Source organism: Gardnerella sp. DNF01151 (assembly GCF_049244235.1).
Lineage (GTDB): Bacteria > Actinomycetota > Actinomycetes > Actinomycetales > Bifidobacteriaceae > Bifidobacterium > Bifidobacterium swidsinskii.
Window position 1 is genome coordinate 841,428 of the sequence record NZ_CP058389.1, and the last position, 14,625, is coordinate 856,052.

9 protein-coding genes are annotated in these 14,625 nt (G+C 40.5%); 6 read left to right on the plus strand and 3 right to left on the minus strand.

What is annotated here, in order from left to right; all coding sequences use genetic code 11:
- Positions 1–2 precede the first annotated feature (2 nt).
- Entirely contained in the window at positions 3–2,798 is a 2,796-nt protein-coding gene (secA, locus tag HXT37_RS03535; RefSeq protein WP_421779263.1) for a preprotein translocase subunit SecA, read from the plus strand.
- An 84-nt stretch (positions 2,799–2,882) separates the two neighbouring features.
- Here the strand turns inward: secA and HXT37_RS03540 are convergent, their stop codons facing one another.
- A complete protein-coding gene (locus HXT37_RS03540) occupies positions 2,883–3,551 on the minus strand; it encodes a hypothetical protein (RefSeq protein WP_285089357.1) in 669 nt (222 codons plus the stop codon).
- A gap of 75 nt (positions 3,552–3,626) precedes the next feature.
- Between HXT37_RS03540 and HXT37_RS03545 the strand changes: the two genes are divergently transcribed.
- On the plus strand, positions 3,627–4,334 hold the full coding sequence (locus tag HXT37_RS03545; RefSeq protein ID WP_012914113.1) for a lysophospholipid acyltransferase family protein: 708 nt from the start codon (positions 3,627–3,629) through the stop codon (positions 4,332–4,334).
- Between the two features lie 117 nt (positions 4,335–4,451).
- Here HXT37_RS03545 and HXT37_RS03550 read toward each other — a convergent pair whose 3' ends face one another.
- Together HXT37_RS03550 and HXT37_RS03555 are read right to left on the minus strand one after the other, a co-directional pair.
- On the minus strand, positions 4,452–6,842 hold the full coding sequence (locus HXT37_RS03550) for a protein kinase domain-containing protein (protein WP_421779264.1): 2,391 nt from the start codon (positions 6,840–6,842) through the stop codon (positions 4,452–4,454).
- A gap of 97 nt (positions 6,843–6,939) precedes the next feature.
- Positions 6,940–8,046 carry a polyprenyl synthetase family protein gene (locus HXT37_RS03555; RefSeq protein WP_421779265.1) on the minus strand — a complete coding sequence of 369 codons (1,107 nt, stop codon included), beginning with the start codon at positions 8,044–8,046 and terminating at the stop codon, positions 6,940–6,942.
- A gap of 194 nt (positions 8,047–8,240) precedes the next feature.
- On the opposite strand from HXT37_RS03555, the gene HXT37_RS03560 reads away from it, so the two are divergent.
- The 4 genes from HXT37_RS03560 to HXT37_RS03575 all read left to right on the plus strand — a co-directional run bounded on the left by HXT37_RS03560 (position 8,241) and on the right by HXT37_RS03575 (position 14,507).
- On the plus strand, positions 8,241–9,107 hold the full coding sequence (locus tag HXT37_RS03560) for a hypothetical protein (RefSeq protein ID WP_012914115.1): 867 nt from the start codon (positions 8,241–8,243) through the stop codon (positions 9,105–9,107).
- A 129-nt stretch (positions 9,108–9,236) separates the two neighbouring features.
- Positions 9,237–10,706 (plus strand): RNA polymerase sigma factor, encoded by a 1,470-nt coding sequence (locus HXT37_RS03565; protein WP_174182808.1) that lies wholly within the window; start codon positions 9,237–9,239, stop codon positions 10,704–10,706.
- Positions 10,707–10,812: 106 nt separating this feature from the next.
- Positions 10,813–13,203 (plus strand): DNA gyrase/topoisomerase IV subunit B, encoded by a 2,391-nt coding sequence (locus tag HXT37_RS03570; protein WP_004111468.1) that lies wholly within the window; start codon positions 10,813–10,815, stop codon positions 13,201–13,203.
- Positions 13,204–13,319: 116 nt separating this feature from the next.
- Positions 13,320–14,507 carry an MFS transporter gene (locus HXT37_RS03575; RefSeq protein WP_421779266.1) on the plus strand — a complete coding sequence of 396 codons (1,188 nt, stop codon included), beginning with the start codon at positions 13,320–13,322 and terminating at the stop codon, positions 14,505–14,507.
- Positions 14,508–14,625 lie beyond the last annotated feature (118 nt).

The window sequence follows — 14,625 nt, forward strand, 5'->3', positions numbered from 1 at the left end:
ACGTGGTAGATATCGTCGATAAAGCCTTGCGTATGGGTGAAGGCCATCAATTGAAGCGCCTTGAGAACGTAGCAAAGGCTGTGAATGCGTTGGAAGATGAAATTTCCGCGCTTTCCGATGAAGAATTGAAGGGTCAAACTGCTAAATTCAAGCAGCGTTTAGACAATGGTGCAAAGCTTGATGATTTGATGCCTGAAGCCTTCGCTACTGTGCGAGAGGTTTCAAAGCGTACGCTTGGCCAGCGTCATTTTGATGTGCAGCTTATGGGTGGCGCTGCATTGCATTGGGGCAATATTGCAGAAATGAAAACTGGTGAAGGTAAAACATTGGTTGCTACTTTGCCAAGCTATCTGAATGCTTTGGAAGGCAAAGGTGTGCACGTTGTCACAGTCAACGATTACCTTGCTAGCTACCAGAGCGAGCTTATGGGTCGTATTTATAGATTCCTTGGCATGAGTGTTGGATGCATTATTACAGACCAGCAGCCGCCAGAGCGTCGTAAGCAATACAATGCTGATATTACTTACGGTACAAATAATGAGTTTGGCTTCGATTACTTGCGTGATAACATGGCGTGGGAAAAGAGCGAGCTTGTGCAGCGCGGTCATCACTATGCAATTGTCGATGAGGTCGATTCCATTCTTATCGATGAGGCTCGTACGCCACTTATTATTTCAGGTCCTGCTGAAGGTGATGTAACTCATTGGTATCGTGAATTTGCAAAGCTTGTTTTGAAGCTTACTCGCGATGTTGATTACGAGATTGATGAAAAGAAGAAAACCGCAGGTATTCTTGATCCTGGCATCGCAAAAATTGAGGATTACTTGGGCATCGATAACCTTTATGAGCCAAGCAATACAGCTCTTATTGGTTATTTGAATAACGCTTTGAAAGCTAAGGAGCTTTTCCTTCTAGATCGTGACTATGTTGTTACAAACGGCGAAGTTTTGATTGTCGATGAGCATACTGGTCGTGTTCTTCCAGGTCGTCGTTATAGCGAGGGCTTGCATCAAGCAATTGAAGCTAAGGAAAACGTGGAAGTCAAGGCAGAAAATCAGACTTTTGCTACTATTACTTTGCAAAACTACTTCCGCATGTACGACAAGATTGCTGGTATGACTGGTACTGCTGAGACTGAAGCTGCAGAGTTCATGGGAACTTACAAGCTTGGTGTTCTTCCAATCCCTTCCAACCGTCCAGTAATTCGTAAAGATAAGGACGATTTGATCTTCCGCACAAAGAAAGAAAAGCTTACTGCTATTGTGCGAGATGTTGCTGAGCGTCATGCAAAGGGTCAGCCTGTGTTGCTTGGTACAGCTTCTGTTGAATCTTCTGAGATTCTTTCTTCGCTTCTTGACGTTGCTCGCATTCCTCACCAGGTTTTGAATGCTAAGCAGAATGCTAAGGAAGCTGCTGTTGTTGCTGTTGCAGGTCGTAAGGGTGCTGTAACTGTTGCTACTAACATGGCAGGTCGTGGTACCGATATTATGCTTGGCGGCAATGTTGAGTTCCTTGCAGATGCTAAGTTGAAGGCTGAAGGATATTCTCCAGACGATACTCCTGAAGAGTATGAGAAGCGTTGGCCAGGCGTTTTAGCTGAAGTTAAAGAGCAAGTTAAGGACGAGCACGAAGAAGTTAAGAATCTTGGTGGCTTGTATGTGCTTGGTACTGAGCGTCACGAATCTCGTCGTATTGATAACCAGCTTCGAGGTCGTTCTGGTCGCCAGGGTGATCCTGGCGAGTCCCGCTTCTACTTAAGTTTGGAAGATGATTTGATGCGCCTGTTCAACACTCAGCTTGTTGCTCGTGTTATGGCTAAGGGATTGCCAGAAGGCGAACCAATTGAGTCTAAGTACGTTTCTAACGGTGTGCGCACGGCACAGAAGACTGTTGAAGCTCGTAACTTTGAAATGCGTAAGAACGTTTTGAAGTATGACGATGTTATGAATAAGCAGCGTACTGTGATTTATGCAGAGCGTCAGATGGTTCTTAAGGGTGAAGATATTCACGAGGACATCTTGAAGTTCATCAGTGACACCGTAGAAAGTTATGTGCGTGGCGCAATGAACGGTTCTGATAAGCCAAAGAATTGGGATTTGGACGGCTTAAAAGATGCTCTTAACTCTGTAATGCCTGTACTTCTTGATTGGGATCAGGTGCGTGAAACGATTATCAATCTTAAGGGCGAAAAAGCTGTTTCTGCTTTGCGTGATTTGATTGTCGACAGTGTAGTAAAGGTTTACTCTCTCATCGAAGATCGTCTCGGCGCTGATCCACTTCGTCAAATTGAACGTCGCGTTGTTCTTTCTGTTCTCGATCGCAAGTGGCGTGAACATCTTTATGAGATGGATTATTTGAAGGATGGTATTGGTCTGCGTGGTATGGGTCAGCGTGATCCGCTCGTTGAATATCAGCGTGAAGGCTACCAGATGTACAATTCGATGATTGAGGCAATTAAGGAAGAAAGCATTCAGCTTCTATTCCACATTGATATCAATCAGATTGCTTCTACTGAAGATATTTCTTCTGACGATGAGCTTGATGAAGATGTTGCACAAGCTTCGTCTGAGGTAGATGCTGAAGATCAGGCTGCTGGTATTGTTGGTCCTGCACCTTTGAGTCATGCTGAGGGAGATGTTCCGTTGAGCATGCGACCAAAGAATGAAGAATGGAAGACTCCATGGTCTGATGGTCGTACATTCCCAGGAACAAATAAGAATGACGAGTGCCCATGTGGTTCTGGTCGTAAGTACAAGCTTTGCCATGGTCAAAACGAATCTGAAAATGAAGCTGAGTAACTTGAAAGCTTGCTAAGTAAAATAAATAAAAGGCGGTGTGATTATAATCATGCCGCCTTTTTATTATATTCGATTGATTATTAGCTATACTCGAGCACCATCTCCATAATCGCTGTAATCTTCTTTATACGGATCAGGTTTTTTGCGATTCATAAGTAATCCTGCTCCACTAAGTAGCATTAATAGGCCGCATATAATACCAACAATGTTTGCTATAGCAGGAATAAAAGCACTTACAATAACACCGAAGATACCTATAACAAATAGAATCCACAAAACCACATTAACTAAAGATACGTTATAAAATTGTGGATTTGGGGGCACAAAATCATCTCCATAGTCTTCCATAGTCTTATCTAAATCAAGCCAACTTGTGCGTGTATTATCCCGAGGACCTTTAGCAGTTATGATCGTGTGAGGGTCTTGCATTCTAGTAGGAATAATATAGGATTTATGGCTGCTTAGATTGTTTAAGCTAAATTTATTTTTTATAGCATTTTTTTGATTTTTAGAATTATTATCGCTTGCTATGCTGTTGTGATTTTTCTTTTTTTCTTCTTTCTGAGCGTGCTTTTCAAAGCTTTTTGCGCTACGTGAATTAGCAATATCATTCATATCGTCAGAATGCTCTGCAATAAAAGATGACCAATCGTCATCAAAATTTCTATTGTTTTGTTTTTGATTATTCTTTAATGATTCTGACGTTAACTCGTCATCACGGCGAGGGTCGTTGGTATTCTTAGAAGAAGTCATGAACTATACTGTAGCAAGTCTTCCTGATTCTATGCTTAAAATGTTCGAAATTGGACTTGCAAGAAAGGATATGGTATGTTGTACTGGTTCTTCGTGAAGGGACTTGGGGGTATTGCCTGCATGAGGATTCATCCATCAGCGCAAGGTGTTAAAAATGTTCCTAAAAAGGGTGGAGCTATTATTGCTGCAAATCATCTTGCTGTTATTGATGACGCGCTTCTGCCATTGACTTGTCCTCGTATGATTCACTTTATGGGTAAAGCAGAATATTTTGAAGGCAAAGGTTTAAAGGGTCGTTTCAAGAAGTGGTGGTTTACTTCTGTTGGCGTTTTTCCTGTAGATCGTTCTGGAGGCGCAAAATCGCTTGGCGCCTTGAATCATGCTCGTGAAATATTAGAAAAAGGTCAGCTTTTTGGTATTCATATTGAAGGTACAAGAAGTCCAGACGGTCGTTTATATCGCGGTCATACTGGTGCTGCACGTCTTGCTCTTGAAACAGGTTGCCCGATTATACCAGTTGCAATTATTGGAACTAGAGAATTGCAAGTGCATGGTCAAGTTATTCCTGCAAAAGGTAAAACTAAGGCGATTTATGGCGAGCCTATTCAAGTAGAGCGTGTTTGTGACGAAAGCGAGATTACCCACGAGCGTTTACGTGAAATTACAGATAAAGTAACTAAGTCTATTCAGCAAATGAGTGGTCAAGAATACGTTGATGAATATGCTCAAACTGTAAAAGAACGTATGCGTAAAAAACGTGAAGAAAGTAATGAAAATAAATAATATAATTCTAATGCTATTAGGCTAGCGTTATTAGATATTTAAATTTTATTTATATTCAAATATGTAAGTGGCGAAAGTCATTTAGCTTCCGCCGCTTTTATAATACTTAAAACACGCTTATATTACTGTAAGAGTGATAATAGAAGGATTTCCATTAGAATCCTTCAATGGTACTTCACTTCCAGCTCCAGGGGATTGGAAGCGCACTACGTGCATTAAATCACCAAGTGGAGCAGAAATACGAACTTTTAGCCCTAGATTTTCAATAATCCTTTTAGCTTCATTACTGTTCTTTCCGCAAACGTTTGGCAATGTAACAGTTTTTGGACCTTTTGAAACAACAACTTTAACACTATCGCCCCAATGTAAGTCAGAACCAGCTTCAACGGAAGCGCGGATAATCTTACCCTTTGCTACAGTATCGCTATTTTCTTCTTCGTACTTTACATCCAGCTTAGCGTCAGTTAAAGCTAAGTCAGCTTCACTCTTTGTTTTCCCAACAATATCTGGCATTTGCACAGGCTTAGGTCCCTTGGAAAGTAAAACACTTACTTCTTCGTTATGGTTCATGCGTGTGCCAGGTTTAGGGTTAATATCAATTAAGCTGCCAGCTGGTATGTCTATAGAATACGTGTCTCCTGACTTATCGTGAACAATGTTAGTAAATCCTGCTTTACGCAATGTTTTCAAAGGATTTTTGCCATTGTAAGTCTTTGGATCTGTAATATCGTCCGGGATTGTAGCCTTACGAATTCCACGCGAAATCACAACATTAAGAGTGCTATTATTGTGCTTTTGAATATGGCTGCCGACGACATCAGGATTTGTTGAAACTACTTTTCCTTCTGGCACATCGTCACTATAATCTTTTGAAACTTTGTAAGGAATTCCAGCAATTTTAAGCGTGTGCTCATATTGTTGCCAATTGACATCAGTTATTTTGCAAGATGCATAATTTTTGCATTGAAGGTCGTCGGGCTTAGGCAGCGTCCAATAACTGCCAGGACCTAAGAAATACCAAAAACCACCAATAGCAGCAATTGTCAATACTCCAGCTGCGCTTAAACCTACAATAAGGAAAACACGCTTTTTAGAAGAACGATTAGGCTTGTTTCCTAAGTTTTTTTCCTTATTTGACATGCCAAACGGTTTTGCTGCATTTAAGTTGTTGTTAAAATTGCGAGAGCTAATAGCAATTGTTGGCATATTGCTATCGTCAAATTCTTCTAAAGGATTATCTTGCGAATTGTATGACACATCTTCTGTATTAGTAGCATGCCATTGCATAGCTTGTGTTTTTTGAAGATTATTCGCATCGAAAGCACTGTCGGACTTCGCTAGTGAATTGTCTATTGCTACATTATTGACTTCAGGATTATGTAGATCATTATTTGTGTGTGAATCGAGTTCACTTACAGAATTATCTCTAGGTATTGCAACAGTTTCGTCTGTAGCATTTTGCAATAAAGAGTTGGAATTAGCAGAAAAATTAGAGCCTGAAGTATTTATTGCTCGTGTAGCATCTGAGTCATTATTAGGATTCAATTTGTCCGAATAATTTGCTTCAGGGGAAACACGCAAATTATTAATAGGAGAAAAGTCTGTTTCTTCTGAAAACTCTTGTGGTTCTTCTGCTTTGTATTGCCAATCTTCAGAGTTTAATTGTGTAGAAAGTGCACGTAATTTTGCTAATGCTTCACTTGCATCTTTAGGTCGTTCGTTCATGTCGCGAGCAGTGAGGTTTGCTATGAATTGTGCAACTTTTTCGCTAATTCCAGGGCAAGCTGTAGCAATTGAAGGAGTGTTTTCATGCACATGCTTGAAAACAAGCGTAACAGGATTATCTGCAGTAAAAGGCACTCTTCCTGCAAGCATTTCCCAAGCCATCATGCCTGCTGAATACAAATCACCTTGAGGAGTCGCAAGATTATGCTCAATAAGTTCAGGAGCAAGATAAGCTGCTGTGCCAAGAAGTAATCCTGTAGAAGATAGTGTTGCTTGCGAAATTGCTCTAGCTAAACCGAAATCAGTAATTTGAACATGACCTCGATCGTTAATTAAAATATTTTCCGGCTTAATATCTCTATGTACAACTCCAGCATTATGTGCAGAAGCGAGACCATCCAAAGTTTCTGCAAGTAGACGCAGCGTATCTCGCACACTGAATGTGCCTTGCATATTCATTTCATAACGCAAATTAACGCCATGAACATATTCCATTACGAGATAATCGAGCCCGTCATATTCGCCTGTATCATAAACTTGTACAATATGTGGATTTGCAATTGCTGCAGCAGAAGTCGCTTCTCTGCGGAATCTAGCAATAAATTGCTGGCGATGCACCCCTTGAGCAAGTTGAGTGTGCATGATTTTAATTGCTACAGGTCTATCAAGGCGTTCATCTTCTGCTTGATACACAGTAGCCATGCCACCCTGAGCTATTTTGCGCACAATGCGATAGCGATTTTCAATGCGCATACCTGGCTGCGCCTGCGTAGCTTCATCCATTGTCACAATCCTTATACGCGTAAAACCATTTTTACTACTTACGAGTGTACAAGCAAGATAGTAAAGAAAGCTAATTTCGAGCGTTATTTGCTAAATATTATTGTACATTACGCCATGCTTCAGGTATAAATCGTTTGCTAATTTCATGCAAAATAGCTTTTCCACTGTCGCTCAATGTACTTGATTCGATTGCTTGTTGTGAATCATTCCACAGATTCTCAATTCGCTTTTTTGATTTTTCAATAGCACCAGAAGTATGGTAAATCTGTATTATTTTATTTACATCATCTTCGCTTCGAGTACTACTCGTGTAAGCTTTTAATAGTATTTCTCTTTCATTATCGTTTCCGTATTGCAAAGCATCTGCAAGAAGAACCGCACGCTTACCTTCTCTAATATCACCGCCAATAGGCTTACCTGTAATCTTGCTATCCGAAACAATATCAAGCAAATCATCAGCAATTTGGAAAGCAACACCTAACGAATTGCCAATAGAATTAGCAAGATTGTATGCTTCAGTTGGTTGCATATTTGCTGCAAGAAAGCCGAGAGTTAATGGAGCAACAGTAGTGTAACTGGCTGTTTTCCATCTAAAAACATTCAAAGATGATTCCGCAAGTTGTATTGGATTATCTAGTTGCATCATTTCTATTGACAAATCCAATACTTGACCAATACCAACATTTCTTTGCATAGACGCAAATGCTGCTAACAATTCCTCGCCATAAGTAAAATTCTTCGCACGATTTCTTGCAATATCGAAACTTTCTGTGGCAAGTAGATCTCCCAGCATTAAACCTAAGCCTGTGCCAATATGCTTATTATTGCAAGCTTTACTTAATGCACAATACGCACTAGGCTTTCCACGTCTTAAATAAGATTCGTCAATAATATCATCATGAATTAATGCAGCTGTTTGAAATACTTCTAGAGCACAAGCTATGTCAAATACAGACTGTTCATGGATTTTTTGAATATTGGTTTCTTTTGATGCAGCGCAAAATGCTGAAATCGTAAGAAGAGCTCTAAGACGTTTTCCGCCTTCGCTTGAAACAATAGCTTGCTTTATTACTTGCTGTAGTATTTGCGCACATGTGGATGAAAGATTATTTTCTAATCCCGTATTAAATTGCTGAGAAATTAAAAAAGTAATTCTAGATTCAATATCGTTAAGACTGTAATTGTTGCCTATAAATGTGCTCATATTATGAAAGTTATCCACAGGGCTGAACATTACAAAACGCAGTTATTATTATGGTTTAATAAGCTTTTCACCGCGGAAATAGTTTTTTATTGAATGCTGACTCATATCTTGAGAAACTTCAATATATCAAAAATGCTATTGCATAGTTTGATTATCAAAATAAAAAATCATGTAAAAAATGAGGGGGAGTATGCATGGAAATTGTAGAGGATGATTTGAAAACGAAGATATCGCATAATTGTATTGATGACTTTGATATGCAAAGTCTTATGCAAATTTATGGTGAAAGTGCTAATTCTTTTAATGGTTGTTTAGATTTTGCAGGTTCAGAAGATTTTGAAAGTTTTGCTGGAAGAGAAATTTCAGATATTAATGGGACTATATATCCTTCCAAAGAGTGCAGCTTTTTTATGACTTTTTCTAAGGAATATATTTACAACAACTGTAGTGATAGTGCGCAATGGATTAAAGGATTAGAATATTGGGTTCCGGCAGTTTCGGAAGCTTTTATAGAAAATGTTGATCAAAATGGCAAGCAATATGCTATTAGAGATATTGCAAGCAGAGCACTTATGCGATGGTACAACATGTTTGCTTACGATGAAAAAATGTTTGGATATGATTTAGTAAATCTGCCAATAGCAATGTTGCATAATATTAATGTTCGTGATGCAATGCTTATTTCTATTCTGGATGAAAATCAAGAATGGTATGACGAAAAAACTTTGTCGGAATTTGCTTGGTGCCCTCATACACCTGAAGTATCTCGTAATTTGCGGCATTGTTTAGAAGCAAAATTCACTCAAACAAATAATAAGCCTGATATAAAGAGAGCTATTTTCGCGTGCAAAATTTTAAAATCTATGGCTATTATTACTAGAAGCATTCCAAAATTATCTGTGCAAGTTTACGCTTTGTTAGCTTATATCAGCTGGTGGTTTAGGCTCGGAGAAGTAAAATATTATTGTGATTGTGCATTGCGCATTGATCCTGATTGTTCTATGGCAAAAATAGTGTGTGGAGCATTCGAAAATGGTCTTGAGCCAGCATGGATTGAATAATTCGCCACGCCGCAAAAATTAGTTGTGGAATAATCGTCTTGCTTAAATGGTTTACTACTTAAGGTAAAACTTGCCCTTGCATGAACTATGCCTATATGCGTTACAAGGGGATAATACAGGAGGAACAGTTTGACGAGTGAAGTTGGATTAACGGTCGACAGCGACGAAATGCAAGATGATACTAAGCCTGTAAAAACTCGCAAGGCTAGCGCTGCGCGTAAAACCAGTACTCGAACTTCGTCAGCTGATAGCAAGACGCGCAGTTCTCGCTCAAAGAAAACTGAAGACAACAAGATTGATACTGAATCAGTATCGGCTGATGCTGAACATGACGAAACTGAAGATAGCGTAGACATTGAATCTCAAGATCAATTATCTATTCACGATCCTTTAGATGACGATTCACATCTTGATGTTGATGATGAACATTTGAATCTTGATGATTTGGACGATATTCAGCCAGAAGATATATCTGATGTTGACGATTTAAGCGATATTGACGTTGCAGATGATCTTGATGATGAAGAGTCTGAAGATCTTGATGAAATTGATGATCACGACGAAATTAAGCATGATGCTCCGCAAGTGCCACAAGCAAAAGGCGCATTTGTTGTACGTGATGATGACGATGACGATAATCTAACTCCATCTGGTAATCCTAAGCGTCGTGTAATTGCTACAGGTGCTACTGCGGATCCTGTTAAGGATTATTTAAAGCAGATAGGTAGAGTTAGTTTGCTTAATGCTGAGCAAGAAGTTGATTTGTCAGAGCGTATTGAAGCTGGATTGTATGCTCAGCATTTGCTTGATACTCAAATTGATCAAATGGAGTTTAAGCGTAAACGTGAGCTTAAGTGGGCTGCAGCAGATGGCAAGAAAGCTAAAGATCATCTTCTTGAAGCAAACTTGCGTCTTGTTGTTTCTCTTGCTAAGCGTTATACCGGTCGAGGCATGCTTTTCCTTGATTTAATTCAGGAAGGTAACCTTGGTTTGATTCGTGCAGTTGAAAAGTTCGACTGGAAGAAGGGCTTTAAGTTCTCAACCTACGCAACTTGGTGGATTCGCCAGGCTATTACGCGTGCTATGGCAGATCAGGCTCGTACTATTCGAGTTCCAGTGCATATGGTTGAGGTTATTAATAAGCTTTCTAGGGTTCAGCGTCAAATGCTTCAAGATTTAGGTCGTGAACCTACGCCGGATGAGCTTGCTCGCGAACTAGATATGCCAGTAGAAAAGGTTCAGGAAGTACAAAAATACGGTCGTGAGCCAATTTCTTTGCACACTCCTCTGGGCGAGGATGGCGATTCCGAGTTCGGTGATTTGATTGAAGATACTGACGCAATCGCACCGTCTGATGCTGTTGCGTTCTCGCTCCTTCAAGAACAGTTCAGGCAAGTTTTGGAAACTTTGGCTCCTAGGGAGGCTGGAGTTATTAAGATGCGCTACGGCTTGGAAGATGGTCAGCCAAAAACTTTAGACGATATTGGTCGCGTTTATGGTGTTACTCGTGAACGTATCCGTCAAATTGAGTCTAAAACAATGTCTAAGCTGCGTCATCCTTCTAGATCGCAAACTTTGCGTGACTTCTTAGATCAGTGATTGTGTGAAGTTATATTACAAAGTGTCGTATTGTTGCTTTTGCGATAGTACGACACTTATTGCTTAAAATAATCGGTTGTACGTTTAATAAGTGCAAGGGGTAGAAGTGGTCTCTCATAAAGAGCAATATGATGCTGATAGCTTGACTGTGCTTGAAGGCTTGGATGCTGTAAGAAAGCGTCCAGGCATGTATATTGGCACTACAGACAGTCAAGGCTTAATGCATTGCCTTTGGGAGATTATTGATAATGCGGTTGACGAGGCTTTGGCTGGTGCTTGTGACCATATTATTGTTACTCTTCACGATGATGGATCTATTGAAGTTGCAGATAACGGTCGTGGTATTCCAGTAGATGTTGAGCCAAAAACAAAGCTCACTGGCGTTGAAGTTGTTCTAACTAAGCTTCACGCTGGAGCAAAGTTTGGTAACGCTTCTTATAATGCTGCAGGCGGTTTGCATGGTGTTGGATCTTCTGTTGTAAACGCTTTAAGCTTGCGTTTAGATGTTGAAGTTGATAGAGACGGTAAAACGCATCATATGGCGTTCCATCAAGGGCATCCTGGTGTGTATAGCGATGCTGATCCAGAGCATCCATCTCCAGCCTCTCCATTTAAGCGTACGCGTAAGAACAAGCCTACTGAGCTTGAAATTATCGGCACTGTTTCGCCAAAAACTACCGGAACTCGTGTACGCTACTGGGCGGATCCAGAAATTTTTAATTCGACTGCGCATTTCAGCTATGAGCAGCTTATTGCTCGCGTGCGTCAAACAAGTTTCCTGGTTCCAGGCTTAAAAATTACTGTTATTGACGAGCATGTTCCTGAAGGCGAATCTGCAAATATTGAAGAAATTGATTCTACTAAAGATGATGTTGCAGAAGATAATCTTCTTGAAAACCAGTCTGATAATAGCGATAACTCTGTGTCTGAATTTGAAGAATTAGAATCTGAAACAACATTAGAAGATGAAGATGATTCTGAAGATAAGACTGAAAATATCGCGAATGAAGATGAGACTGAAGATGAGGTTGAAGATGCTGAATCTGAAGAATCAGTTGCACAATCTGTTGCAAATGCTCAGTCTGCTAACTCAATGCAAAATAAGCATCATCCTCGAGTAGTTGAATTTTTGCATAATGGTGGCGTTAAAGATTTCGTTGATTTTCTTTCAAAAGGTGAAGCAGTATCGGATATTTGGCGTATTTCTGGCGAAGATACATATGTAGAAGAAACGCAAGCTGTTGATTCTGCAGGAGATTTACACGCGCAGCAAGTAACTCGAAAATGCGGCGTTGACATTGCAATGCGTTGGGTAAACGGCTACGATTCAACGATTATTAGTTTCGTAAACGTTGTTGAAACTCCTGGCGGAGGTATGCACGTAGACGGATTCTTGCAAGGATTGACTAAGCAAATTCGTAAAGCTGTTGAAGACAACGCGCGCAAACTAAAAGTAAATCTTAAAGATTCGAATACGAAAATTGAGCGCGATGATATTACAGCAGGATTGGTAGCAGTCGTAACTGTTCGCATTGCTGAGCCTCAATTCCAAGGTCAAACTAAGGATGTTCTTGGAACTGCTCAAGTTAAGCCAATCGTTACCAAAATGACTGACGCTCAATTCGGTGAGATGATTACCGGTTCTAAGAGAGGATTCAAAGAGCAGTCTTCTAGAGTTTTGGAAAAAATTGTTTCCGAAATGCATGCGCGTATTCAAGCGCGTAAAACTAAGGAAGTTACCCGCAGAAAGAACGCTCTTGAGTCTGCTTCAATGCCGCCGAAACTTTCTGACTGCCAGCCTGGAAACGACGATGTTGCAGAACTTTTCATCGTCGAGGGCGATTCTGCACTTGGCACTGCAAAAGCTGCTAGAAACTCTGCTTTCCAAGCTCTTCTTCCAATTCGCGGTAAGATTTTGAACGTGCAAAAGGCAAGTCTTGCACAAATGCTTTCCAACAAAGAGTGCGCTGCAATTATTCAGGTTGTTGGAGCAGGATCTGGCGCAAGTTTCGATATTTCGCAAGCGCGTTATAACAAGATTGTTATGATGACTGATGCCGATGTTGACGGCGCGCACATTCGTATTTTGCTGCTGACGCTGTTCTATCGTTATATGCGTCCGCTTATTGAGCACGGTCATGTTTATGCTGCAGTGCCGCCTCTTCACAGAATTGCGCTCGCTGGAAAGCGCAAGGGCGAGTATATTTACACGTATTCAGACGACGAATTGGCTGGAAAGCTTGATGATTTGCAAGCTAAGGGCATTGATTTTAACAGCGATATTCAGCGTTACAAGGGCTTGGGTGAGATGGATGCAGATCAGCTTGCAGACACAACCATGGATCCTAGAACTCGCATGCTTCGAAGGATTCGTATGGAAGATGCTCAGCAAGCGAGTGAAGTATTTGATTTGCTAATGGGCGATGATGTTCCTCCGCGCAAGCAGTTTATTGTTGATAACGCAGACGACTTCGATCGTTCCAAAATCGATACCTGATATCGGCATGTTGTTTGCATTGCTTTATGTTGCCTTGTATATTTATATTCCTTTATATTGCTTTATAAAGTCGCGTTGGTATTACAAATATGAAGTACTAAGGTTGGGGAATTTTTATGGTTAACCTTCTTCTTGCTGTTATTTATCTTGCTTTTATAAGCTTGGGTTTGCCTGATGCTCTTCTTGGAGCTGCGTGGCCTACGATGAGTCATGATGTTGGTGCGCAAATTTCTTGGGCTGGCGGAATATCAATGGTTATTTCTGCAGGAACAATTGTTTCTGCGCTGCTATCTAATAGGTTTACGCATAAGTTTGGCCCTGGGAAGGTTACGCTTATTTCAGTTGCTTTAACAGCTTTAGCGTTACTAGGTTTTTCTTTTGCTCCGAATTATCTTGTGCTTATTTTTCTAGCTATACCATACGGTTTAGGTGCTGGAGGAGTGGATGCGGCTCTTAATAATTACGTTGCAATTCACTATGAAAGCTGGCACATGAGCTGGCTTCACTGCATGTGGGGAATTGGTGCTTCCGCAGGTCCTTATGTTATGGGTTTCGCACTTTCTCACGGTCAGTGTTGGCCTGCAGGCTACCAGTATATTGCTGTTATACAAATTGCTCTCACTCTTGTGTTATTCATAAGTTTGCCGCTGTGGAAAAATAATAATAAAAAGGCAGAGACGCATAATCTTACTGAGGTAAAGAAACAATCTTCTGGGATGCTATCTTATAAGGAAGTTTTGCGCATTCCAGGAGCTAAGAATATTCTTATTATGTTCTTTTGCTATTGTGCGTTGGAACAAACTGCAGGATTGTGGGCTAGTAGTTACATGGTTTTGCATGGAGGAGTTAGCCGCATTGTTGCGGCAGGTTGGGCAAGCTTGTTTTATGTTGGCATTACAGTTGGTCGTTTTATAAGCGGATTTCTTACTATGCGTTTTAACGATGCAACGATGATTCGTATTGGGCAGTGCGTAATGCTTATGGGCATTCTGGTATTGTTGCTGCCTTTGCCGAATCATATTGAGCTTATTGCAGGATTTGTAATTATTGGACTAGGCTGCGCTCCAGTTTACCCATGCATTATTCATTCCACGCCGCATTATTTTGGTGCAGATAAGTCTCAAGCTATTGTTGGCATGCAAATGGCAAGCGCATATATTGGGTCTATGGTAATGCCTGCGATTTTTGGACTAATTGCGCAGAATGTTTCTATGGTGCTTCTTCCGGCTTATTTGCTTATTCTTCTCGCTGTAATGACTTTTATGCACGTGCGCTTGCTTCGAACTTGCGTAACTCGAGTCTGAAAGTATTTGTGTGCGCGATTGCTTATATTTTTTTGATGTAGACTTGTGTTAGATGTGTTATGTGTGCTAGGTGTGTTAGAACTTGTTGTATACGCATTATCTAGTAGATGTATTTCTA

Coding starts and splice junctions, on each gene's coding strand:
- HXT37_RS03540 (WP_285089357.1), bottom strand. CDS start 3,551: ATGACTTCTTCTAAGAATACCAACGACCCTCGCCGTGATGACGAGTTA.
- HXT37_RS03545 (WP_012914113.1), top strand. CDS start 3,627: ATGTTGTACTGGTTCTTCGTGAAGGGACTTGGGGGTATTGCCTGCATG.
- HXT37_RS03550 (WP_421779264.1), bottom strand. CDS start 6,842: ATGGATGAAGCTACGCAGGCGCAGCCAGGTATGCGCATTGAAAATCGC.
- HXT37_RS03555 (WP_421779265.1), bottom strand. CDS start 8,046: ATGAGCACATTTATAGGCAACAATTACAGTCTTAACGATATTGAATCT.
- HXT37_RS03560 (WP_012914115.1), top strand. CDS start 8,241: ATGGAAATTGTAGAGGATGATTTGAAAACGAAGATATCGCATAATTGT.
- HXT37_RS03575 (WP_421779266.1), top strand. CDS start 13,320: ATGGTTAACCTTCTTCTTGCTGTTATTTATCTTGCTTTTATAAGCTTG.